This is a genomic window from Pseudomonas sp. FG6, from assembly GCF_057809015.1.
On sequence record NZ_JBMDJD010000030.1, the window covers coordinates 51,426 to 72,257 of the forward strand.

22 protein-coding genes and 1 pseudogene are annotated in these 20,832 nt (G+C 60.4%); 14 read left to right on the forward strand and 9 right to left on the reverse strand.

Going from position 1 to position 20,832, the window contains the following annotated elements; genetic code table 11:
- Positions 1-189: 189 nt before the first annotated feature.
- The 10 genes from ACODSJ_RS18930 (at position 190) to ACODSJ_RS18975 (ending at position 10,047) form a co-directional block, all read left to right on the forward strand.
- Positions 190-1,437: an ABC transporter permease gene (locus ACODSJ_RS18930; RefSeq protein WP_489103182.1), complete on the forward strand. Its 1,248-nt coding sequence runs from the start codon at positions 190-192 to the stop codon at positions 1,435-1,437.
- Between the two features lie 12 nt (positions 1,438-1,449).
- Positions 1,450-2,271 carry an ABC transporter permease gene (locus ACODSJ_RS18935; protein ID WP_489103183.1) on the forward strand — a complete coding sequence of 274 codons (822 nt, stop codon included), beginning with the start codon at positions 1,450-1,452 and terminating at the stop codon, positions 2,269-2,271.
- 251 nt (positions 2,272-2,522) lie between these two features.
- Positions 2,523-3,671 carry an iron-containing alcohol dehydrogenase gene (locus ACODSJ_RS18940; protein ID WP_489103184.1) on the forward strand — a complete coding sequence of 383 codons (1,149 nt, stop codon included), beginning with the start codon at positions 2,523-2,525 and terminating at the stop codon, positions 3,669-3,671.
- Between the two features lie 78 nt (positions 3,672-3,749).
- Positions 3,750-4,424 (forward strand): ribulose-phosphate 3-epimerase, encoded by a 675-nt coding sequence (gene rpe / locus ACODSJ_RS18945; protein WP_489103185.1) that lies wholly within the window; start codon positions 3,750-3,752, stop codon positions 4,422-4,424.
- Positions 4,421-5,239, forward strand: a complete 819-nt coding sequence (locus tag ACODSJ_RS18950) for a phosphoglycolate phosphatase (RefSeq protein WP_489103186.1) — start codon at positions 4,421-4,423, stop codon at positions 5,237-5,239. Before rpe ends, ACODSJ_RS18950 begins: the two co-directional genes overlap by 4 nt.
- 70 nt (positions 5,240-5,309) lie before the next feature.
- Positions 5,310-6,791, forward strand: coding sequence for an anthranilate synthase component I (gene trpE, locus ACODSJ_RS18955; protein WP_489103187.1), 1,482 nt, complete (start codon positions 5,310-5,312; stop codon positions 6,789-6,791).
- Between the two features lie 64 nt (positions 6,792-6,855).
- A complete protein-coding gene (locus ACODSJ_RS18960) occupies positions 6,856-7,449 on the forward strand; it encodes an aminodeoxychorismate/anthranilate synthase component II (protein ID WP_489103188.1) in 594 nt (197 codons plus the stop codon).
- Between the two features lie 9 nt (positions 7,450-7,458).
- Positions 7,459-8,508 (forward strand): anthranilate phosphoribosyltransferase, encoded by a 1,050-nt coding sequence (gene trpD, locus ACODSJ_RS18965; protein WP_489103189.1) that lies wholly within the window; start codon positions 7,459-7,461, stop codon positions 8,506-8,508.
- A complete protein-coding gene (gene trpC / locus ACODSJ_RS18970; protein WP_489103190.1) occupies positions 8,505-9,341 on the forward strand; it encodes an indole-3-glycerol phosphate synthase TrpC in 837 nt (278 codons plus the stop codon). Before trpD ends, trpC begins: the two co-directional genes overlap by 4 nt.
- Before the next feature lie 4 nt (positions 9,342-9,345).
- Positions 9,346-10,047: a lipoate--protein ligase family protein gene (locus tag ACODSJ_RS18975; RefSeq protein WP_489103191.1), complete on the forward strand. Its 702-nt coding sequence runs from the start codon at positions 9,346-9,348 to the stop codon at positions 10,045-10,047.
- Here ACODSJ_RS18975 and crp read toward each other — a convergent pair.
- Complete coding sequence (gene crp / locus ACODSJ_RS18980) at positions 10,044-10,688, reverse strand: cAMP-activated global transcriptional regulator CRP (protein WP_489103192.1); 645 nt, start codon at positions 10,686-10,688, stop codon at positions 10,044-10,046. The two genes, ACODSJ_RS18975 and crp, sit on opposite strands and share 4 nt — an antisense overlap.
- Before the next feature lie 230 nt (positions 10,689-10,918).
- Here crp and ACODSJ_RS18985 point away from each other — a divergent pair, with 230 nt between their 5' ends.
- A complete protein-coding gene (locus ACODSJ_RS18985; RefSeq protein WP_003206127.1) occupies positions 10,919-11,341 on the forward strand; it encodes an OsmC family protein in 423 nt (140 codons plus the stop codon).
- 143 nt (positions 11,342-11,484) lie between these two features.
- On the opposite strand, the gene coq7 is transcribed toward ACODSJ_RS18985, so the two are convergent.
- From coq7 to hemJ, 6 genes and pseudogenes are all read right to left on the reverse strand, one after another.
- Positions 11,485-12,132, reverse strand: coding sequence for a 2-polyprenyl-3-methyl-6-methoxy-1,4-benzoquinone monooxygenase (gene coq7, locus ACODSJ_RS18990; RefSeq protein WP_489103193.1), 648 nt, complete (start codon positions 12,130-12,132; stop codon positions 11,485-11,487).
- A gap of 75 nt (positions 12,133-12,207) precedes the next feature.
- Positions 12,208-12,546 carry a histidine triad nucleotide-binding protein gene (locus ACODSJ_RS18995; protein WP_072405750.1) on the reverse strand — a complete coding sequence of 113 codons (339 nt, stop codon included), beginning with the start codon at positions 12,544-12,546 and terminating at the stop codon, positions 12,208-12,210.
- Positions 12,547-12,626: 80 nt separating this feature from the next.
- Entirely contained in the window at positions 12,627-13,412 is a 786-nt protein-coding gene (locus ACODSJ_RS19000; RefSeq protein ID WP_489103194.1) for an SDR family NAD(P)-dependent oxidoreductase, read from the reverse strand.
- Between the two features lie 62 nt (positions 13,413-13,474).
- Positions 13,475-14,437: a DUF805 domain-containing protein gene (locus ACODSJ_RS19005; protein ID WP_489103195.1), complete on the reverse strand. Its 963-nt coding sequence runs from the start codon at positions 14,435-14,437 to the stop codon at positions 13,475-13,477.
- 42 nt (positions 14,438-14,479) lie between these two features.
- Positions 14,480-14,656: pseudogene (locus ACODSJ_RS19010) on the reverse strand (nitronate monooxygenase); the annotation flags it as partial.
- Between the two features lie 6 nt (positions 14,657-14,662).
- Positions 14,663-15,094, reverse strand: a complete 432-nt coding sequence (gene hemJ / locus ACODSJ_RS19015) for a protoporphyrinogen oxidase HemJ (RefSeq protein ID WP_489103196.1) — start codon at positions 15,092-15,094, stop codon at positions 14,663-14,665.
- Between the two features lie 134 nt (positions 15,095-15,228).
- On the opposite strand from hemJ, the gene argC reads away from it, so the two are divergent.
- Together argC and erpA are read left to right on the forward strand one after the other, a co-directional pair.
- Positions 15,229-16,263, forward strand: coding sequence for an N-acetyl-gamma-glutamyl-phosphate reductase (argC, locus tag ACODSJ_RS19020; protein WP_489103197.1), 1,035 nt, complete (start codon positions 15,229-15,231; stop codon positions 16,261-16,263).
- Positions 16,264-16,418: 155 nt separating this feature from the next.
- Positions 16,419-16,769: an iron-sulfur cluster insertion protein ErpA gene (gene erpA, locus ACODSJ_RS19025; RefSeq protein ID WP_489103198.1), complete on the forward strand. Its 351-nt coding sequence runs from the start codon at positions 16,419-16,421 to the stop codon at positions 16,767-16,769.
- A gap of 75 nt (positions 16,770-16,844) precedes the next feature.
- Here erpA and ACODSJ_RS19030 read toward each other — a convergent pair whose 3' ends face one another.
- Both ACODSJ_RS19030 and ACODSJ_RS19035 read right to left on the reverse strand, forming a co-directional pair.
- A complete protein-coding gene (locus ACODSJ_RS19030; RefSeq protein ID WP_489103199.1) occupies positions 16,845-17,936 on the reverse strand; it encodes an anhydro-N-acetylmuramic acid kinase in 1,092 nt (363 codons plus the stop codon).
- A 3-nt stretch (positions 17,937-17,939) separates the two neighbouring features.
- Entirely contained in the window at positions 17,940-19,355 is a 1,416-nt protein-coding gene (locus ACODSJ_RS19035) for a peptidoglycan DD-metalloendopeptidase family protein (RefSeq protein ID WP_489103204.1), read from the reverse strand.
- Positions 19,356-19,566: 211 nt separating this feature from the next.
- On the opposite strand from ACODSJ_RS19035, the gene tyrS reads away from it, so the two are divergent.
- The gene (gene tyrS, locus ACODSJ_RS19040; protein WP_489103200.1) at positions 19,567-20,766 is read left to right on the forward strand and encodes a tyrosine--tRNA ligase; all 1,200 of its coding nucleotides are present in this window, start codon (positions 19,567-19,569) and stop codon (positions 20,764-20,766) included.
- The last annotated feature ends 66 nt before the right edge of the window (positions 20,767-20,832 follow it).

A 20,832-nucleotide genomic window follows, 5' to 3' on the forward strand; every position in this document is an offset into this window, starting at 1 on the left:
GAGCTTGCTCCCGCTTGAGTGCGCAGCACTCACAAAATTGGCGTTGCCGACAGAATTTTGGGGCCGCTTCGCAGCCCAGCGCGAGCAAGCTCGCTCGCCACAATGACTCGTTTCCGCAGGTTGCGGTTCCAACACAACAGAGGCGGCCTCGCCGCCCCTGTAACGATAAAAAGATTTGCGGAGTTCGCCATGGCCATCGCCGTTCCACTGAACGCGGGCACCAGCCCCACCCTCAAGCAGCGGCTCAAGCGCGCGGAGCGGGTCAACCGCTGGAAAGCCCAGGCGTTGATCGCGCCGTTGGTGCTGTTTCTGTTGCTGGTGTTCCTGGTGCCGATCGTGGCGCTGCTGTTCAAGAGCGTCAGCAACCCGGAGGTGGTCAGCGCCATGCCGCGCACCGTCGCTGCGGTCGCTGCCTGGGACGGACGTGGATTGCCGGGCGAGCCTGTGTACAAGGCCGCCAGCGAAGACCTGGCCGAGGCCCGCAAGAGCCAGACCCTGGGCGATTTGTCCAAGCGCCTGAACATGGAGTTGGCCGGCTATCGCAGCCTGCTGACCAAGACCGCTCGGGCATTGCCGTTTGCCACCGAGCCGGCCTCTTATAAAGAAGCCATGGAAAACCTCGACGAGCGCTGGGGCGACCCCGCGTACTGGCAGGTGATCCGCCGCAACACCAGTAACGTTACCCCGTATTACCTGCTGGCGGCCGTCGATCACCGCATCGACGACCTCGGCGAACTGGCCACGGCCACCCCCGACCAGGCGATCTATCTCGACATTTTCGCCCGTACCTTCTGGATGGGCCTGGTCATCACCGCGATCTGCCTGGTGCTGGCCTATCCGCTGGCGTACCTGTTGGCGAACCTGCCGTCGCGCCAGAGCAACCTGCTGATGATCCTGGTGCTGTTGCCATTCTGGACCTCGATCCTGGTGCGGGTGGCGGCGTGGATCGTGTTGTTGCAGTCCGGCGGCTTGATCAACAGCGCCTTGTTGGCCATGGGCGTCATCGACAAGCCCCTGGAGTTGGTGTTCAACCGCATCGGCGTGTACATCTCCATGGTGCATATCCTGCTGCCGTTCATGATCCTGCCGATCTACAGCGTGATGAAAGGCATCTCGCCCACTTACATGCGGGCGGCGATTTCCCTGGGCTGTCATCCGTTCGCCAGCTTCTGGCGGGTGTATTTCCCGCAGACCTATGCCGGTGTCGGCGCCGGTTGCCTGTTGGTGTTCATCCTCGCCATCGGCTACTACATCACCCCGGCCTTGCTGGGCAGCCCGAACGATCAAATGGTCAGTTACTTCGTGGCGTTCTACACCAACACCAGCATCAACTGGGGCATGGCCACGGCACTCGGCGGGCTGCTGTTGCTGGCGACCATCGTGCTTTATCTGATTTACAGCTGGCTGGTAGGCGCCAGTCGCCTGCGCCTGAGCTAAGGGGAGATCGAAATGCTGAGTCCTTACATGTCCCCCGTCGAACGGGTCTGGTTTTACTGCTCGCGCACGCTGTGCGGCTTGATCCTGCTGTTCCTGATCCTGCCGGTGCTGGTGATCGTGCCGCTGTCGTTCAACTCCGGCAGTTTCCTGGTGTACCCGTTGCAAGGCTTCTCGCTGCAGTGGTATCACGATTTCTTTGCCTCGGCCGAATGGATGCGGGCCCTGAAGAACAGCATCATCGTCGCCCCGGCGGCGACGTTGCTGGCGATGGTCTTCGGTACGCTGGCGGCCATCGGCCTGACCCGCGGCGATTTCCCGGGCAAGGCGCTGGTGATGGCCTTGGTGATTTCGCCGATGGTGGTGCCGGTGGTGATCATCGGCGTCGCCAGTTACCTGTGCTTTGCGCCGCTGGGGTTGGGCAACAGCTTTATTTCGCTGATTGTGGTCCACGCCGTGCTGGGTGTGCCGTTCGTCATCATCACGGTTTCGGCGACCTTGCAGGGGTTCAACCACAACCTGGTGCGCGCCGCCGCCAGCCTTGGGGCTTCACCCTTGACGACGTTCCGCCGGGTGACCCTGCCGTTGATCGCCCCGGGGGTGATCTCCGGCGCGTTGTTCGCCTTCGCGACGTCGTTCGATGAGGTGGTCGTGACCCTGTTCCTCGCCGGTCCCGAACAGGCCACCTTGCCACGGCAGATGTTCAGCGGTATCCGCGAAAACCTCAGCCCGACCATTGCGGCGGCGGCGACACTGCTGATCGCGTTCTCGGTGATCCTGTTGCTGACCCTGGAATGGCTGCGTGGGCGCAGTGAGAAGCTGCGTACCCAGGCCTGACGGTCATTGTTGTACCTGCTTGCTCCCACAGGGCTTGGGTATTCACAGACCCAATATTCGCCACGAGATCTGTGGGAGCAAAGCTTGCTCGCGATAGCGGTGGGTCAGCTTGAAGAGGCGTTGCATGTACCATCGTCATCGCGGGCAAGCCTTGCTCCCACAAAGGGTGGCTCATCGGTCGAATAGCGGACCATTCCCTCAATACCGAGCTATCCTTGTGCCAGCCCACACTCGAATAAGAGGCCGCGCACATGAGTCTTTCCTCATTCAAGATCGCCCACAAACTGCTCACCGGTGTGAACGCCATCGAACAACTGGCGGCCGAGTTGACGCGGCTGGATGTCGACAACCCGCTGATCGTCACCGACGCCGCGCTGGTCAAGGCGGGCGTTGTCGAACAGGCCCTGCAACACTTGGGCGGGCGTGACTACGAGATTTTCGACAGGGTCATGCCCGATCCGGAAATTGCCATTGTCAAAGACTGCATGCAGGCCTATCGCGACGGCGGCCATGATGGCCTGATCGGCCTGGGGGGCGGCAGCGCCATCGATATCGCCAAGTGTGTCGGCGTCTATGCGGGCTACCATGGCGAGCTGGAAGACATGTTCGGCGTCGACCAGGTGCCGCGCAAAGGCCCACCGCTGATCGCTATCCCGACCACGGCCGGTACCGGTTCGGAAGTCACCAACGTGGCGATCCTTTCGGACAAGGCCGCGCAGTTGAAGAAAGGCATCGTCAGCGACTACCTGCTGCCGGATGTGGCGCTGGTGAGCCCGCAGATGACCCTCACCTGTCCGCGCCACGTGACCGCCGCCAGCGGCGTCGATGCGCTGGCCCATGCCATCGAGGCCTATCTGTCGCTGAACGCCTCGCCCATCACCGATGCCTTGGCCATTGGCGCCATCAAGCTGATCATCCGTGCGCTGCCCAAGGCCTACGCCAACCCCGCGCACCTGCAAGCCCGCGAGGACATGGCCACCGCCAGCCTGATGGCCGGCATGGCCTTCGGTAACGCCGGGGTCGGTGCGGTGCATGCGCTGGCCTACCCGCTGGGTGGGCGCTTTCACATTTCCCATGGCGTCGCCAATGCGCTGCTGCTGCCCCACGTCATGGCCTGGAACAAATTGGCCTGTGTCGAGCGCATGCGTGATGTAGCCGAAGCCATGGGCATCAAGACCGCACACCTGAGCGATCCCGAGGCCGCGGACGAAGCCGTCGAGGCGTTGGTCGCGCTGTGTGCCGCCGTGGAAATCCCCAAGCACCTGAGCGCCCTGGGTGTGACCCAGGACGTGATTGCGTCCATGGCAGTGGAGGCGGCAGGCATCGAGCGGTTGATGCGCAACAACCCGCGCAAATTGAGCGTGAGCGATATCGAGAAGATCTACCGTGCGGCGTATTGATCGTTTGTCGCGGTGGGCGCGCCAAATCTGGAGGTATACAATGCGCGCCATCGTGATTTTGCTCAAAACAGGTGCGTCATGCAGCCCTTCGCTATTGCTCCGTCGATTCTCTCCGCCGACTTCGCCCGCCTTGGCGAAGAAGTGGACAACGTTCTGGCCGCCGGGGCCGACATCGTGCACTTCGATGTCATGGACAACCACTACGTACCCAACCTGACCATCGGTCCGATGGTCTGCGCGGCGCTGCGCAAGTACGGCATCACCGCGCCGATCGATGCGCACCTGATGGTCAGTCCGGTGGATCGCATCGTCGGCGACTTCATCGAGGCCGGCGCGACCTACATCACGTTTCACCCCGAAGCCACGCAGCATGTCGATCGCTCCTTGCAGCTGATCCGCGAGGGCGGTTGCAAGGCTGGCCTGGTGTTCAACCCGGCAACACCCCTGGACGTACTCAAGTACGTGATGGACAAGGTCGACATGATTCTGCTGATGAGCGTCAACCCTGGCTTCGGCGGGCAGAAGTTCATCCCCGGCACCCTCGACAAGCTGCGCGAAGCCCGTGCACTGATCGATGCCTCGGGCCGTGACATTCGCCTGGAAATCGACGGTGGCGTGAACGTGAACAACATCCGTGAAATCGCCGCCGCTGGCGCCGACACGTTCGTCGCCGGTTCGGCGATCTTCAACGCCCCCGACTACCAAGAAGTGATCGCGAAGATGCGCGCCGAACTGGCCCTGGCACGCCCATGAGCGGTTTCGAGCAGCTGTTCCCCGGCAGCCTGCCGCGTCTGGTGATGTTCGACCTCGATGGCACGTTGGTCGATTCGGTCCCGGACCTTGCGGCGGCCGTGGACACCATGCTGCTCAAGCTCGGGCGCCCACCTGCCGGCCTCGACGCGGTGCGTCAGTGGGTCGGCAACGGCGCGCCGACGCTGGTGCGCCGTGCGCTGGCCAATCACATCGACGCCCAGGGCGTCGACGATGCCGAGGCCGAGCAGGCGCTGGCGCTGTTCAACGAAGCCTACGAGGACAATCACCAACTGACGGTGGTCTACCCCGGCGTGCGCTCCACCCTCAAATGGCTGAAGAAGCAAGGCGTGGAAATGGCGCTGATCACCAACAAGCCGGAGCGCTTCGTCGCCCCGTTGCTGGATCAGATGAAGATCGGCCGCTACTTCCGCTGGATCATCGGCGGCGATACCTTGCCGCAGAAAAAGCCTGACCCGGCCGCGCTGTTCTTCGTAATGAAAATGGCCAACATTCCGGCTTCCCAGTCGCTGTTCGTCGGCGATTCGCGCAGCGATGTGCTGGCGGCGAAAGGGGCAGGGGTCAAATGCGTGGCACTGAGTTACGGCTACAACCATGGCCGGCCCATCGCCGAAGAGTTTCCAACCCTGGTCATCGACGATTTGCGCCTGTTAATTCCCGGTTGCCTGGACTCGGCGGCTGAGATAACGTTGCCCGACGCTGTTCAATCCTCTTCTGGAAACGCCATCGTGGTGGTCACTCGCAAACTCTGGATGAAAGTCATCAAGGCCCTGGCCCGTTGGCGTTGGCGCGCCTGACGTGATCCTGGCCGGTTATCCGGCGCGTTTGCATACCTGACTGTCAGCTCCTCTTGCCACGAGGCACACCATGATCCGCGAAGAATTCCTGCGTCTAGCCGCTGCCGGCTACAACCGCATCCCGCTTGCCTGCGAAACCCTGGCCGACTTCGACACGCCGCTGTCGATCTACCTCAAGCTGGCCGACCAGCCCAACTCCTACCTGCTCGAATCGGTGCAGGGTGGCGAAAAATGGGGCCGCTACTCCATTATCGGCTTGCCATGCCGCACCGTGCTGCGGGTCCACGGCCATCGCATCAGCGTGACCCATGACGGCATCGAGATCGAGAGCCACGAGGTCGAAGACCCGCTGGCCTTCGTCGAAACCTTCAAGGCCCGCTACAACGTGCCGACCATCCCTGGCCTGCCGCGCTTCAACGGCGGCCTGGTGGGCTATTTCGGCTACGACTGCGTGCGCTACGTGGAAAAACGCCTGGGCACCTGCCCGAACCCCGATCCGCTGGGCGTGCCGGACATCTTGCTGATGGTGTCCGACGCCGTTGTCGTCTTCGATAACCTCGCCGGCAAGATGCACGCTATCGTCCTGGCCGATCCGTCCCGGGAAGAGGCCTTCGAGCAAGGCCAGCAGAGCCTGCAGGCGCTGCTGGAAAAACTCCGCCAGCCGATCACCCCGCGCCCGGGCCTGGACTTCAGCAAACAGTCAGTGGCCGATCCGGTGTTCCGTTCCAGCTTCACACAGGGTGATTACGAACGGGCCGTCGACACCATCAAGGAATACATCCTGGCCGGCGACTGCATGCAGGTCGTGCCGTCGCAACGGATGTCCATCGACTTCAAGGCGGCGCCCATCGATCTCTACCGGGCACTGCGTTGCTTCAACCCGACGCCCTACATGTACTTCTTCAACTTCGGCGACTTCCATGTCGTGGGCAGCTCGCCGGAAGTGCTGGTGCGGGTCGAAGACAACCTGATCACCGTGCGGCCGATCGCCGGCACCCGTCCCCGGGGCGCGACGGAAGAAGCCGACCGGGCGCTGGAAGAGGACCTGCTGTCGGACGACAAGGAAATTGCCGAGCACCTGATGCTGATCGACCTGGGGCGCAACGACACCGGGCGGGTCTCGGAAATCGGTTCGGTGAAGCTCACCGAGAAGATGGTCATCGAGCGCTATTCCAACGTGATGCACATCGTCTCCAACGTCACCGGCCAGTTGAAGGCCGGGCTCACGGCGATGGACGCCCTGCGGGCGATCCTGCCGGCCGGCACCTTGTCCGGCGCGCCGAAAATCCGCGCGATGGAAATCATCGACGAACTGGAGCCGGTCAAGCGTGGCGTGTACGGCGGGGCCGTGGGTTACTTCGCCTGGAACGGCAACATGGACACGGCCATCGCCATCCGCACCGCCGTGATCAAGGACGGTGAGCTGCACGTGCAGGCCGGTGGCGGCATCGTCGCCGACTCGGTGCCGGCGTTGGAGTGGGAAGAAACCCTGAACAAGCGTCGGGCCATGTTCCGGGCCGTGGCGCTGGCCGAGCAGACCTCGAACGGTTGACCCATCCATTGGGCCACTCTTCGAAGACTCTATTTAAGTCAGAATTCTATAGGTTGCTTACGCCATGTTACTGATGATCGATAATTACGACTCTTTTACCTACAACGTTGTGCAGTACCTTGGCGAGCTGGGCGCCGAGGTCAAGGTGGTGCGCAACGACGAATTGACCATCGCCGAAATCGAAGCCCTCAAGCCTGAGCGCATTGTGGTTTCACCCGGCCCATGCACGCCGACCGAAGCGGGCATTTCCATCGACGCTATCAAGCATTTCGCTGGCAAACTGCCGATTCTGGGCGTCTGCCTGGGGCATCAGTCGATCGGCCAGGCGTTCGGCGGCGACGTCGTGCGCGCCCGACAAGTCATGCACGGCAAGACCAGCCCGGTGTTCCACGAAGACAAGGGCGTGTTCGAAGGGCTGAATAACCCGCTGACCGTCACTCGCTATCACTCGTTGGTCGTCAAGCACGAAACGCTGCCAGACTGCCTTGAGCTGACCGCGTGGACCCAACATGAAGACGGTTCGGTGGATGAGATCATGGGCCTGCGCCACAAGACCTTGAACATCGAGGGGGTGCAATTTCATCCCGAGTCTATTCTCACTGAACAGGGTCACGAGCTGTTTGCCAACTTCCTCAAACAAACCGGCGGCACGCGCTAAGGACTTTTCATGGATATCAAGACAGCCCTGAGCCGTATCGTCGGCCATCTCGACCTGAGCACCGATGAGATGCGCGACGTGATGCGCGAGATCATGACCGGCCAATGCACCGAGGCACAGATTGGTGCGTTCATGATGGCCATGCGCATGAAGAGCGAGAGCATCGATGAAATCGTCGGTGCCGTTTCGGTGATGCGCGAGTTGGCCGACAAGGTCGAGCTCAAGACCCTGGACGGCGTCGTGGATGTGGTCGGTACCGGCGGTGACGGCGCGAACATTTTCAACGTATCCACCGCCTCGGCTTTCGTCGTCGCGGCGGCCGGCTGCACCGTGGCCAAGCATGGCAACCGTGCGGTTTCCGGCAAGAGCGGTAGCGCCGACTTACTGGAGGCCGCTGGCATCTACCTGAACCTGACCCCGGTCCAGGTCGCGCGCTGCATCGACAACGTCGGCATCGGCTTCATGTTTGCCCAGACCCATCACCGCGCCATGAAGCATGCCGCGGCACCCCGTCGTGACCTGGGCTTGCGCACGCTGTTCAACATGCTCGGCCCGCTTACGAATCCGGCTGGCGTGAAACACCAAGTGGTGGGTGTATTCAGCCAGGCGCTGTGCCGGCCATTGGCCGAGGTGCTGCAGCGTCTGGGCAGCAAGCACGTGCTGGTGGTTCACTCCAAGGACGGCCTGGACGAATTCAGCCTGGCGGCTCCAACCTTTGTGGCTGAGCTGAAAAATGATCAGATCAGCGAGTATTGGGTCGAACCTGAAGACCTGGGCATGAAGAGCCAGAGCCTCCACGGCCTGGCGGTCGATGGGCCGAGCCAGTCGCTGGAGCTGATTCGCGATGCCCTGGGACGTCGCAAGACCGAGAATGGCCAGAAGGCCGCCGAGATGATCGTACTCAATGCCGGTGCGGCGTTGTACGCCGCCGACCATGCCAGCAGCCTCAAGCAAGGCGTGGAACTGGCCCATGATGCCCTGCACACCGGCCTTGCCAGGGAGAAGCTCGAGGAGCTGGGGGCATTTACCGCCGTATTCAAAGTGGAGAATGAAGGATGAGCGTGCCAACGGTTCTGGAAAAAATCCTGGCTCGCAAAGCTGAGGAAGTGGCCGAGCGCCGTGCTCGGGTCAGCCTGGCTGAGCTTGAAAATCTGGCGCGCTCAGCCGATGCACCTCGCGGCTTTGCCCAGGCCCTGATCGATCAGGCCAAGAAGAAGCAGCCGGCGGTCATCGCCGAAATCAAGAAGGCCTCCCCGAGCAAGGGCGTCATCCGTGAGCATTTCGTTCCGGCCGACATTGCCAAGAGCTATGAAAAGGGTGGGGCCACCTGCCTCTCGGTGTTGACCGACGTCGACTTTTTCCAAGGCGCGGACGATTACCTCAAACAGGCGCGTGCGGCTTGCAAACTGCCGGTGATCCGCAAGGATTTCATGATCGACCCCTACCAGATTGTCGAGGCTCGCGCGTTGGGTGCCGATTGCGTGCTGCTGATCGTTTCTGCCCTGGACGACGTGAAAATGGCCGAGCTGGCGGCGGTGGCCAAGGGCGTGGGCCTGGACGTGCTGGTGGAAGTCCACGACGGCGAAGAGCTGGAGCGAGCCTTGAAAACCCTCGATACCAAGCTGGTCGGCGTGAATAACCGTAACCTGCATACCTTTGAGGTCAGCCTGGAAACCACCCTGGACCTGTTGCCTCGGATCCCGCGCGATCGCCTGGTCATCACCGAAAGTGGCATTCTCAACCGGGCCGACGTCGAGTTGATGGAAGTCAGCGATGTGTATTCGTTCCTGGTGGGCGAGGCGTTCATGCGTGCCGAGAACCCGGGTACGGAACTGCAACGACTGTTCTTTCCTGAGCGCGGCCTGCCCGTGAGCGGCTCGACCCTGGACTGATTCAATGTCGCCAGTGATCTCCCTGACCGTCGAAGCCGGCCTGCAAGCCGAACAAGACCTGCTGGCCAGCATTTGTGCGGGCGAGGCGGAGTTCGGCTTGCTGTTCTGGCAACCCCATGACCGTGCGCTGGTCATGCCGCGCCGCTTGAGTCGCCTGCCTGGGTTCGAACACGCCTGCCAGGTATCGGCCGCCCATGGCTGGCCAGTCCTGTTGCGCGAAACCGGCGGTGAGCCGGTGCCGCAATCGTCCGCTACCGTCAACATCGCCCTCGTTTACGCGCCACCGCGTAGCGAAGGCGATCACGGACGGATCGAAACCGCCTATCGGCGTTTATGCGACCCTATTTGCCAACTGCTGGATGAGTTGGGCGGAGTGGCTTCGCTGGGTGAGGTGCCGGGCGCGTTTTGCGATGGACGATTCAACGTCAATCTCGACGGCCGAAAAATGGTCGGCACGGCTCAGCGCTGGCGCCAGAGCAAGGGCGGCCAGCGTCCGGTGGGCCTGGTCCATGGCGCATTGTTGCTGGAGAACGAGCGTGAATCCATGGTCGCGGCGGTCAACCGCTTCAATGAAGCGTGCGGCCTGGAGCAACGGGTTCGTGCCGAGAGCCACATTGCCTTGCATGAAAAATTCCCGGCGCCTGACGCCGTGGAGCAACTTGAGGCACTGTATCTGACGTTGCTGAGCCGTTTGCTCGACGCTTAGCGTGTTCCGAACACCACCATGGTCTTGCCTTTGACGTTGACCAGGTTGCGTTCTTCCAGATCCTTGAGGACACGTCCGACCATTTCGCGAGAACAGCCGACGATCCGGCCGATTTCCTGGCGGGTGACCTTGATCTGCATACCGTCGGGGTGAGTCATGGCGTCGGGCTGCTTGCACAACTCCAGCAGGCAGCGGGCGACTCGTCCGGTCACGTCAAAAAACGCGAGATCGCCAACTTTGCGCGTAGTGTTACGCAGGCGCTGTGCGATTTGTCCGCTGAGCACGTAAAGAATGTCCGGATCCTGCAGGGACAGTTCCCGGAATTTGGCGTAGCTGATTTCCGCAACCTCGCATTCGACCTTGGCTCGCACCCAGGCGCTACGGTGCTGCTCTCTGCCCGCCTGTTCGAACAGCCCCAGTTCGCCGAAGAAATCTCCGGAGTTGAGGTAGGCGATGATCATTTCCCGACCTTCGTCGTCCTCGATGAGGATGGTCACCGACCCCTTGGTGATGAAAAACAGGGTGTCGGAACGGTCGCCGGCGCAAATGATGTTGTGCTTGGCCGGATAACGGCGCCGCTGGCAATGCATCAGCAGTTTGTCGAGGTTCTTGATCTTGAGTGTGGGAGTAATGGCAACCATGGTTGTATCCCGAAAGACTGCTCAATAAGTGATTTGGTTTTTTTATTAGGGCGAATGGCTATCGCAAAAAGCTGGCCATAAGCCAGCGATGTAGCGCCAGCTTAACAGAGGCATCCCTACTTGATTGGAGAATTTACCTACATACAGACGCCCGGTGTCCTAAGGCGGGGACTGTCATGCTGGAACGCTGTGCTAAGCTGGCGACCTTTTTTAACAGTGGAGTCTTGGCGATGAAGGCACGCATCCAATGGGCTGGCGAAGCCATGTTCCTCGGTGAATCGGGCAGCGGTCATGTGGTGGTCATGGACGGGCCGCCAGAGGCCGGCGGTCGGAACCTGGGTGTACGGCCGATGGAAATGCTCTTGCTGGGCGTGGGTGGCTGCAGCAACTTCGATGTGGTCAGCATTCTGAAGAAGTCCCGCCAGGCCGTGGAAAGCTGCGAAGCCTTTCTGGAAGCGGAGCGCGCCACCGAGGATCCGAAGGTGTTCACCAAGATCCACATGCACTTTGTGGTGAAGGGACGAGCGCTGAAGGAGGCCCAGGTCAAGCGTGCCATTGAGCTGTCCGCCGAGAAGTACTGCTCGGCCTCGATCATGCTCGGCGCCGCCGGTGTCGAAATCACCCATGATTATGAAATCATCGAGTTGGGTTGAATCGATGTCTGCTGGTTGCGGCAGTTAATTCGCAGCGGGGAAGATTGGGTACAAAAAAGGCGACAACCGTTGGGTTGTCGCCTTTTTTAATGCAAGTGGGAGGCCGGTGCATCAACCTCTACCGCTCCCGCCGATAAGCGCTATCAGACCCGATAAGTACTCTTGGTCATGACCTTGGCCAGCAGGCTCATGCCGAACTTCACCGGAGCCGGAAAGCGAAAGCCCCCCGCCTCAAGCGCACTTTCAGCATGCTGCTCCTCATCGACCCGCATCTGCTCCAGGATTGCCCGGGACTTTTCATCCTCGGCCGGAAGTTGGTCCAGGTGGTCATCCAGGTGTTTGCACACCTGATGTTCGGTTGCCGCGACGAAACCAAGGCTGACCTTGTCGCTGATCAGCCCGGCCACCGCGCCGATTCCGAATGACATGCCATAGAACAATGGGTTCAGGACGCTGGTATGACTGCCCAATTGGCGGATGCGTTGTTCGCACCAGACCAAATGGTCGATCTCTTCCTCGGCAGCATGCTCCATCGCTTTGCGCACCTGCGGCAGCTTCGCCGTCAGCGCCTGGCCTTGATACAGCGCCTGGGCGCAGACCTCGCCGGTGTGGTTGATGCGCATCAGCCCAGCGACGTGGCGGGTTTGCTCGTCACTCATTTGCGCATCGGGCTGTACGATCGCCGGCGACGGACGGTATGGCTGGCCGCTGAAAGGCAGCAGCGTCCGCATCGCGGCGTCGGCTTGCAGCAGCAGACGGTCAATCGGCGAGTAGTGACGTTGGGTAGTCATGCTTACCTCCAGGAAAAATCACGGCGGCCAGTTTAACCCAATCGGCCGCTGAAGATTTGTGCTGGGTCAAGGCCATCAACCCGGAGGCCAGTGCATCTGGCGCTGCCCCAGCACGTGCATATGAATGTGATAGACGGTTTGTCCACCCAGTTCATTGCAATTCATCACCACGCGAAAACCTTCCTCGCAACCCAATTCCAGCGCCAGACGCTGGGCCGTGAACAGGATATGTCCGGCCAGGCCTTTGTCTTCTTCGGTCAGGTCGTTAAGCGTGCGGATCGGCTTTTTGGGAATGACCAGGAAGTGCACGGGGGCCTGGGGGGCGATGTCGTGGAATGCCAGGACCTGGTCATCCTCGTAGATGATCTTCGCCGGGATCTCCCGGTTGATGATCTTGGTAAACAGAGTATCCAAAGCGGTTTCTCCATGGGTTAGTCGAAGTCGAGTGTACTCAAGGCCGAGGCGCCAAGCCTGGTTTTTCAATCTCACGGGCATCAGTGTGGGCAGTGGGCCTTGTTGACCATGCCCGAAAGGTTGCGCACTAGCCATCGCGAGCCCAGTCGCGGCAACGCGGCCAGCCAGCGATTGCGGCGCCCGGGAATGATGATGGCCCGGTTGCGGTCGAGTGCGCGCACGGTGTACAGCGCAATTTCTTCCGGGCTCATCATCGATTTGTCGTTGAATGTCTGCTCATCCAACTGGGCCCTGGCGAAGAAGCTGGTCCGGGTGGGACCGGGACAAAGCACCGAAACCTTGATTGCGCATTTCTTGAGTTCGACCCGCAAGGCTTCGGAGAAGTGCAACACATAGGCCTTGCTGGCGTAGTAGGTACTCATCCAGGGGCCAGGCTGGAACGCGGCGATCGATGCGACGTTGAGTATCTGGCCGCCGCCATGCAGCGCCATGCTGTTGCCTACGGCATGGCACAGGCGGGTCAGGGCCAGGATGTTGACTTCGATCAGGTCCTGCTCGGTCATCCAGTCCTGGCCCAGGAACGGGCCGCTGGTGCCGATGCCGGCGCAGTTGACGAGCAGGTCGATCTGCCGCTCGCCCTCTTCCAGCTCCAGGAGAAACCCCGAAAGCCTCAACGGTTCCCCCAGGTCACACGCCCGGAACAGTACTTCCACGCCAAAGCGTTGAGTCAGTTCCATGGCAATACTTTCCAGCCGATCACGCTGTCGAGCCACCAGTATCAGGTCACGGCCGCGCCGTGCCAGTGCTTCGGCCATGGCCAGACCAATGCCACTGGATGCGCCAGTGATCAGGGCGTAACGGGTCATGCAGTTCTCCATCGCGACAGCCCGCCGCCGGTGGACTGGGCTGTCACCGGCAGGAAGCGCGCTTATTGTTCCTCTTCTTCATAGTCTACAGAAGGCGAGGGCGACTCGGCTGCTTCGGCAGCAGGTTCTTCGCTGGTATCACCGCTGGATTCGCTGCTTTCATAGCTGCTCAGGGAGCTGTTGTCGTATTCCTCGGTGAGGCCGCTGAACGCGCCGGCCAGAAGACCGACGAACATCAGTACGATCATGACGACCCACAACCACGAAAGGACCTTGACGGCGGTGCTGTTGGGAGGCGGTGGCGGACCGTAGCGATTGGCACCGGCATTGCCCGGAGCGATGAAGAGCACGAAGGGGAAAATGCTACCGACAAATGGCACGAGGTTGATCAGCCACAGCCAGCCGGACCACCCCAGGTCGTGCAGGCGCTGCACGCTGAACTGGATACTCACGAAGGCAAAAGCGAGCAGGATGACCACGGCGAACAGGCCGCCGACGACCAGTGTGGCCATCGAGTCGGAGGCCAGCAGCGAGCCCATGGCGAACCAGAAGCCCAGGCCGACGACCGGCAACATGGCCAGCGTCAACACCATGGTCCAGGCCAGGTAGCGCAGGCGCCCGATGCGTCCATCGAAGCTGAATGGCTTTAGCGTACTGTATTCGGCAAGTGCTTCGCCGACCTGGGCCCGGGGAGGCGCGTACGGGGAAACCGGGTCGATGATCGAATCGGAGTGGCGTTCGCCTGCTGGGTGAGGCGACTCCTGTACCTCGCCGAGGTTCAGTTGCAGGGATGGCTCGGCTTCGATGCGCGCATCGATCCCGCTTTTGTTGAGCGCTTCCAGATACTTCTGCGCCTCGTTCTGGGACAGGTTGCTTTTAAGGGCCACCTTGCGCCCGCTGAACAGTCGTTCAATGGCGCTGACGTCACTCTTGAACAACTCGGCGAGGTTGAGTTTGGCGGTGCCGCTATCGACGCCCGGCATCAGGGCTCCGTCGAATACGATATTGAAACGGGTTTCACTCATGCCCGGCATCCTTGTCTTTGAAAGTTAAGTGTTTGTTGGGTTTTCCTGGCTCTGGCGCATGAAACAGGCCGGTACACTGCAGGCCATAGGAGTATGCACGATGTCTGCGGCCCCGGATGTGAGCAACATCTCTTTATAGGCGTCAGGCGCATGACTTCCAGTGGTACCGGTGAAGCGCATTGTGCAGTAGGCCGAATCTGCGCCGAGCAGTTGTGCGGCGAAGGGTTAGAACGGACGCACGACGACCAGGATGACGATAGCCAGCAATATCAGTACCGGTACCTCATTGAACCAGCGATAAAAGACATGGCTGCGGGTGTTTTCGCCACGGGCGAAGCGCTTGAGCTGTGCGCCGCACATATGGTGATAGCCGATCAGCAGCACCACCAGGGTCAGCTTGGTGTGCATCCAGCCACCTTGGCTGAAGTACGCGCTCGCATTCAGGCTCAGCAATCCGATGCCGAACACCAGGGTCGCGATCATCGCCGGGCCCATGATGCCGCGATACAGCTTGCGCTCCATGACACAGAAGCGTTCCTTGCTGATGCTGTCTTCGCTTTGGGCGTGATAGACAAACAGGCGAGGCAGGTAAAACAGGCCTGCAAACCAGCAAACCATGCTGACAATGTGAAGTGCTTTGAGCCACAGATAGAGCATTTTTGGTTATTCCCAGATTCACGGTAGCCCGATAGTAGAGGTTAGAGCGGCCGCACGTCACCTTGGCGGTTGTCGCCGGGCTGCGCGGCCCCTATTATCGACGGCTTTCCAGTGGGTTCGTTGAGGGCAGGTTTATGGTCAAGGTCGGTATCGTCGGCGGCACGGGTTACACCGGTGTCGAACTGCTGCGTCTGTTGGCACAGCATCCGCAAGCTGAGGTGGTGGTCATCACCTCGCGATCCGAGGCCGGCCTGGCCGTGGCGGACATGTACCCGAACCTGCGCGGCCATTACGACGGCCTGGCATTCAGCGTGCCGGACATCAAGACCCTCGGTGCCTGTGACGTGGTGTTCTTCGCCACGCCGCATGGCGTCGCCCACGCCCTGGCGGGTGAGCTGTTGGCCGCCGGGACCAAGGTCATCGACCTGTCGGCGGACTTCCGTCTGCAAGATGCGGACGAATGGGCCAAATGGTACGGCCAGCCCCACGGCGCACCGGACCTGCTGGACGAAGCGGTCTATGGGTTGCCGGAAGTCAATCGCGAGAAAATCAGGCAGGCACGGCTGATTGCGGTGCCGGGTTGCTATCCGACTGCAACGCAACTGGGCTTCCTGCCACTGCTCGAAGCCGGTCTGGCCGATGCTTCGCGACTGATCGCCGACTGCAAGTCCGGTGTCAGCGGTGCCGGACGTGGTGCCAGCGTGGGTTCGCTGTATTCCGAAACCTCGGAAAGCATGAAGGCATACGCCGTCAAAGGGCACCGTCATCTGCCGGAAATTCGCCAGGGGTTGCGTCGGGCGGCGGGCAAAGATGTCGGCCTGACCTTTGTGCCACACCTGACGCCGATGATCCGTGGTATCCACTCCACTCTTTACGCAACCGTCGTCGACCGTTCGGTGGACCTGCAGGCGCTGTTCGAAAAGCGTTACGCCGATGAGCCGTTCGTTGACGTAATGCCGGCCGGTAGCCATCCGGAAACCCGCAGCGTGAGGGGCGCGAACGTTTGCCGGATCGCAGTGCACCGCCCACAGGACGGTGATCTGGTGGTGGTCTTGTCGGTCATCGATAACCTGGTCAAGGGCGCATCCGGCCAGGCGGTGCAGAACCTCAACATTCTGTTCGGGCTTGATGAGCGCCTGGGTTTGTCCCATGCCGGGATGTTGCCTTAACGGCAGTTACAGGCTGCAAGCTTTTAGCTACGTGCTCGCAGCTTCAGGCTTGTGGCTTGCCGCCACTCCTCAAATAGTTGACCAGTTTTCTAGGAGAAGCGGATAATGCCTGCCATTACGCATTATGGCGGCGTCAACGCCGGGAGATATTCAGCATGAGCGTCGAGACCTTCACCCCCACGGCTTTGCAATTCACCCACGGTGCTGCGCACAAGGTGAAGAGCCTGGTCGATGAAGAGGGCAATGATCGTTTGAAGCTGCGCGTATTTGTAACGGGCGGCGGTTGTTCAGGTTTTCAGTACGGCTTCACTTTCGATGAGGAAGTGGCCGAAGACGACACCATCGTCGAGCGCGAAGGCGTCAGTCTGGTGGTCGACCCGATGAGCTTCCAGTACCTGGCCGGTGCCGAGGTGGATTATCAGGAAGGTCTGGAAGGGTCGCGGTTCGTGATCAAGAATCCCAACGCCACCACAACCTGTGGCTGCGGTTCTTCGTTCTCGGTCTGACACAGTTCCAATAAAAAACGCCGCAGTGCCTTAGGGCCCTGCGGCGTTTTGCTGTCCGGGATCTGGTTGTGAGGGTCAGGCAGGGTAGATGGCACCCAGCACGCGCAAGCCGCGGGCGCCAGTGACACTCGGGCGATTGGCGGGAATGCCTTCAAGGCAACAATGAGCCAGCCAGGCGAAAGCCATGGCCTCGACCCAGTCCGGGTCTACACCATATGCGGCCGTGCTGGTGACGTTGGCGTTCGGCAGCAATTCGGCCAAGCGCTTCATGAGCGTACGGTTGTGCGCGCCGCCACCGCACACCAGCAGTTCCTGCGTATCCGACTGGGCGCCTTGCAGCGACTCGACGACGGACAAGGCTGTCAGCTCCAGCAGTGTCGCCTGCACATTCTCCGGTGGGAACGTGGGCAGGGATGACAGGTGTTGGGTGAGCCATGGCAGGTTGAACACTTCGCGTCCGGTGCTTTTCGGGCCCGTGGTAACAAAGAACGGATCGCTGAGCAGCACCTTGAGCAGGCTCGGCTCTACCTGTCCGCTAGCAGCCCATTGACCATCACGATCGAAATGCTCGCCGCGTTGCTGGTGTATCCACGCGTCGAGCAATACGTTGCCGGGGCCGCAATCGAAGCCCGCTACGGCCTTCTGGGGAGTTATCAGGCTGAGGTTGCTGAAGCCGCCCACGTTCAGTACCGCGCGGTTGCCGGCGCGTTCTTCGAACAAGGCTTCGTGAAATGCAGGAACCAGAGGGGCGCCTTGCCCTCCGGCGGCCACGTCGCGGCTACGGAAGTCGGCGACGACGGTCACGCCAGTCAATTCGCTCAGCAGCGCCGGGTTGCCGATCTGCACGGTGAAGCCGCGAGCCGGTTCGTGACGAATCGTCTGACCGTGGCTGCCGATTGCCCTTACCGCTTCGGGTTTGAGCGCTTGTTTATCGAGCAAGGTATGGATGCCTTCGGCGGCCAGTCTCACCCAGCTCTGCTGGGCAATGGCGGAGCGGGCAATTTCGTCAGGCCCGCTGCTGCACAGGCCGAGCAGTTCTGTGCGCAGGGGAGCGGGCATGGGAATGTAGTGCGTGGCGATCAATTGGATCGTCGGGGTCAGTTCGACCAGTGCGATGTCCAGGCCATCCAGGCTGGTCCCGGACATCACTCCGATGTAAAGCGCCATGGGTCAGCGCTTGTTCGAGGCGAGCATGGTGGCTTTTTCCTGATCCATGCGAGCCATCAGTGGTTGGCTTTGTGCCAGGAAGCGGGCCCGCTCGGATTTGGCGATCGGATCGGCCATTGGAAGCTTCTGCCCAAGTGGATCGACGTGGACGCCGTTGACCTGGAATTCGTAGTGCAGGTGCGGACCGGTGGACAACCCGGTGGTGCCGATGTATCCGATCACCTGGCCTTGCTTGACCGTGCCGCCGGTCTTCACGCCTTTGGCAAAGCCCTGCATGTGGCCGTAGAGCGTGGTGTAGGTATTGCCGTGCTGGATGATCACCGTATTGCCATAGCCGCCGCGGCGCCCGGCCAGCAACACCTTGCCGTCGCCGGCAGCCTTGATGGGGGTGCCGCGTGGGGCGGCATAGTCGACGCCTTTATGGGCGCGGATCTTGTTCAGGATCGGGTGTTTGCGGCCTGCGGAAAACTTCGAGCTGATGCGGGCGAAGTCGACCGGCGTGCGAATGAACGCCTTGCGCATGCTATTGCCATCGGCCGTGTAGTAGCTGCTGTTACCTTGCTTGTTGGTGTAGCGAACCGCGGTGTATGTCTTGCCGCGGTTGGTGAAGCGTGCAGAGAGAATCGGGCCGTTGCCGACACTTTTGCCATTGACCACCTTTTGTTCGTAGATGACGTCGAACTCGTCACCCTGGCGAATATCCTGGGCGAAGTCGATGTCGTAGCCAAACACGCTGGCCATGTCCATGGTCAAGCTATGGGAAAGACCGGCGCGTGCTGCCGATTGGGACAACGAACTGTTGATAACGCCATGAGCGTACGCAGAGCGCACGGTAGGCTTGGAAGTCACGCGGTTGAAGACATACCCCTTGTCATTTTTGGTCAGGGTGATGCTCTCGAGATCGCTCAGCTTGGTGTGCAGGTTGTTCAGTTGCCCGTCTGGATTGAGTTCGAACTCGAGTTTCTGGCCGCGCTGCAACTGGGTGAACTGCTTGGCTTGCTTGTCGCTTGCCAGGATCTCGTGGACTGAGGTGGAGGGCAGGCCTACTTTTTCGAACAGCGTGGACAGTGTATCGCCTTTGGCAACGATCACCTCGCGGTGGTCCGGGCCTTTCTTTTCTTGCGCTGCAGGCGCTGCCGCCTGTGCCGTCTCGGCAGCGTCCTGGGTGCCGTCGTCAATCTGCGCAAAAGGGGAAGACGCGGATTCGTTTGTGGCTTGAATGGATTCCGCGGCGTCTTGTTCTTGAGTCAGTTGTTCAGCGGGACTTTCCAGTTCAAGGCTCAGAGTCGTCTTTTTGGCTTCAACATCACTGGAAGGGAATACCAGGAGCGCCAGGCTAAGGAGGGCTGCGATGCCACTTGCAGCAAGCAGGTGGGTCTTTGGGTAAAGCGGCGGCGCTTTAGACGGTTCTGTAGTCATAAGTAGTTTGGCTTTTGAAAAAATTGAATTGGAAAAGATGAATGACATGATGAAGATGAAATAACTGTATAAAATATAACCAAAACCCCTGCGAAGCAAGCCTGCAGACGCTCTGTCTGCGGATTGGTGCCCGTATGCCTGGCAAACCTTGTATTTGGTGCGCGATCTTGTATGGTTAGGGCCCTTTGAATCTGAGCCTTGCGGGTCTGTTATGAAGTCGGTTGAAGAGCAGCTAGCGCTGATCAAGCGTGGTGCGGAAGAACTGTTGGTCGAGTCCGAGCTGGTCGAAAAGCTCAAGCGCGGGCAGCCTTTGCGTATCAAGGCTGGTTTTGACCCTACGGCGCCTGATCTGCACCTGGGGCATACCGTGCTCATCAACAAGCTGCGCCAGTTCCAGGAGTTGGGCCATCAGGTCATCTTCCTTATAGGTGACTTCACCGGAATGATCGGTGACCCGAGTGGGAAGAGTGCAACGCGTCCGCCGCTGACGCGTGAGCAGGTGCTCGAAAATGCCGAGACCTACAAAACCCAGGTTTTCAAGATTCTTGATCCAGCCAAGACCGAAGTGGCTTTCAACTCCACCTGGATGGATGAGATGGGTCCAGCGGACTTCATTCGCCTGACCTCCCAGTACACCGTGGCTCGCATGCTCGAGCGCGACGACTTCGACAAGCGCTACAAGTCCAATCAGTCGATTGCCATCCACGAGTTTCTTTATCCGCTCGTGCAGGGGTATGACTCGGTTGCGTTGCGCGCCGATGTCGAGCTCGGCGGCACCGACCAGAAGTTCAACCTGTTGATGGGGCGTGAGCTGCAACGTGGATACGGCCAAGAGGCTCAGTGCATCTTGACCATGCCGCTGCTGGAAGGTCTGGATGGCGTGAAGAAGATGTCCAAGTCGTTGGGCAACTACGTCGGCATTCAGGAGGCGCCGGGCGTCATGTACAGCAAGCTGGTTTCTATTCCTGATGTGCTGATGTGGCGTTACTTCGAGCTGCTGAGCTTCCGCTCGATGGATGAGATCAATGCCCTGCGCGCAGATGTCGAGGCTGGAGCGAATCCGCGTGACATCAAGATCAAGCTGGCCGAAGAAATCGTTGCGCGATTCCATGGTGAAGAAGCGGCGGCCAGTGCTCACCGTGCGGCGGGAAACAGAATGAAGGATGGCGAGCTGCCGGATGATCTGCCAGAGATCGAGTTGGTTGCTGCTGAAGATATGCCTATCGCTGCTGTCCTTAATAAGGCGGGCCTGGTGAAGAATGCGGCGGTCGCACGAGATCTCCTTGGTTCGGCTGGTGTGCGTGTAGATGGTGAAGTGGTGGATCGTACTTATGTATATAAGCTGGGTTCCACCCATGTATGTCAGGCCGGCAAGAAGGCTTTTGCACGTATCACACTGAAATCTGAGTAAAAATTGAAAGCAGGGGTTGACGGCAGATTCTGGATCTCTATAATTCGCCCCACTTCCGGCGCAGTC

Excerpts from the sequence above, each read along its gene's own strand:
- hemJ (WP_489103196.1), bottom strand. The coding sequence starts at position 15,094 with ATGCTCTATCTGTGGCTCAAAGCACTTCACATTGTCAGCATGGTTTGC.
- argC (WP_489103197.1), top strand. The coding sequence starts at position 15,229 with ATGGTCAAGGTCGGTATCGTCGGCGGCACGGGTTACACCGGTGTCGAA.
- ACODSJ_RS18960 (WP_489103188.1), top strand. The coding sequence starts at position 6,856 with ATGTTACTGATGATCGATAATTACGACTCTTTTACCTACAACGTTGTG.
- ACODSJ_RS18935 (WP_489103183.1), top strand. The coding sequence starts at position 1,450 with ATGCTGAGTCCTTACATGTCCCCCGTCGAACGGGTCTGGTTTTACTGC.
- coq7 (WP_489103193.1), bottom strand. The coding sequence starts at position 12,132 with ATGACTACCCAACGTCACTACTCGCCGATTGACCGTCTGCTGCTGCAA.
- ACODSJ_RS19005 (WP_489103195.1), bottom strand. The coding sequence starts at position 14,437 with ATGAGTGAAACCCGTTTCAATATCGTATTCGACGGAGCCCTGATGCCG.
- crp (WP_489103192.1), bottom strand. The coding sequence starts at position 10,688 with ATGGTTGCCATTACTCCCACACTCAAGATCAAGAACCTCGACAAACTG.
- ACODSJ_RS18930 (WP_489103182.1), top strand. The coding sequence starts at position 190 with ATGGCCATCGCCGTTCCACTGAACGCGGGCACCAGCCCCACCCTCAAG.
- erpA (WP_489103198.1), top strand. The coding sequence starts at position 16,419 with ATGAGCGTCGAGACCTTCACCCCCACGGCTTTGCAATTCACCCACGGT.
- ACODSJ_RS19035 (WP_489103204.1), bottom strand. The coding sequence starts at position 19,355 with ATGACTACAGAACCGTCTAAAGCGCCGCCGCTTTACCCAAAGACCCAC.
- ACODSJ_RS18940 (WP_489103184.1), top strand. The coding sequence starts at position 2,523 with ATGAGTCTTTCCTCATTCAAGATCGCCCACAAACTGCTCACCGGTGTG.
- ACODSJ_RS18975 (WP_489103191.1), top strand. The coding sequence starts at position 9,346 with ATGTCGCCAGTGATCTCCCTGACCGTCGAAGCCGGCCTGCAAGCCGAA.
- ACODSJ_RS19030 (WP_489103199.1), bottom strand. The coding sequence starts at position 17,936 with ATGGCGCTTTACATCGGAGTGATGTCCGGGACCAGCCTGGATGGCCTG.
- trpD (WP_489103189.1), top strand. The coding sequence starts at position 7,459 with ATGGATATCAAGACAGCCCTGAGCCGTATCGTCGGCCATCTCGACCTG.
- ACODSJ_RS18985 (WP_003206127.1), top strand. The coding sequence starts at position 10,919 with ATGAAGGCACGCATCCAATGGGCTGGCGAAGCCATGTTCCTCGGTGAA.
- rpe (WP_489103185.1), top strand. The coding sequence starts at position 3,750 with ATGCAGCCCTTCGCTATTGCTCCGTCGATTCTCTCCGCCGACTTCGCC.
- ACODSJ_RS18950 (WP_489103186.1), top strand. The coding sequence starts at position 4,421 with ATGAGCGGTTTCGAGCAGCTGTTCCCCGGCAGCCTGCCGCGTCTGGTG.
- tyrS (WP_489103200.1), top strand. The coding sequence starts at position 19,567 with ATGAAGTCGGTTGAAGAGCAGCTAGCGCTGATCAAGCGTGGTGCGGAA.
- trpC (WP_489103190.1), top strand. The coding sequence starts at position 8,505 with ATGAGCGTGCCAACGGTTCTGGAAAAAATCCTGGCTCGCAAAGCTGAG.
- trpE (WP_489103187.1), top strand. The coding sequence starts at position 5,310 with ATGATCCGCGAAGAATTCCTGCGTCTAGCCGCTGCCGGCTACAACCGC.
- ACODSJ_RS19000 (WP_489103194.1), bottom strand. The coding sequence starts at position 13,412 with ATGACCCGTTACGCCCTGATCACTGGCGCATCCAGTGGCATTGGTCTG.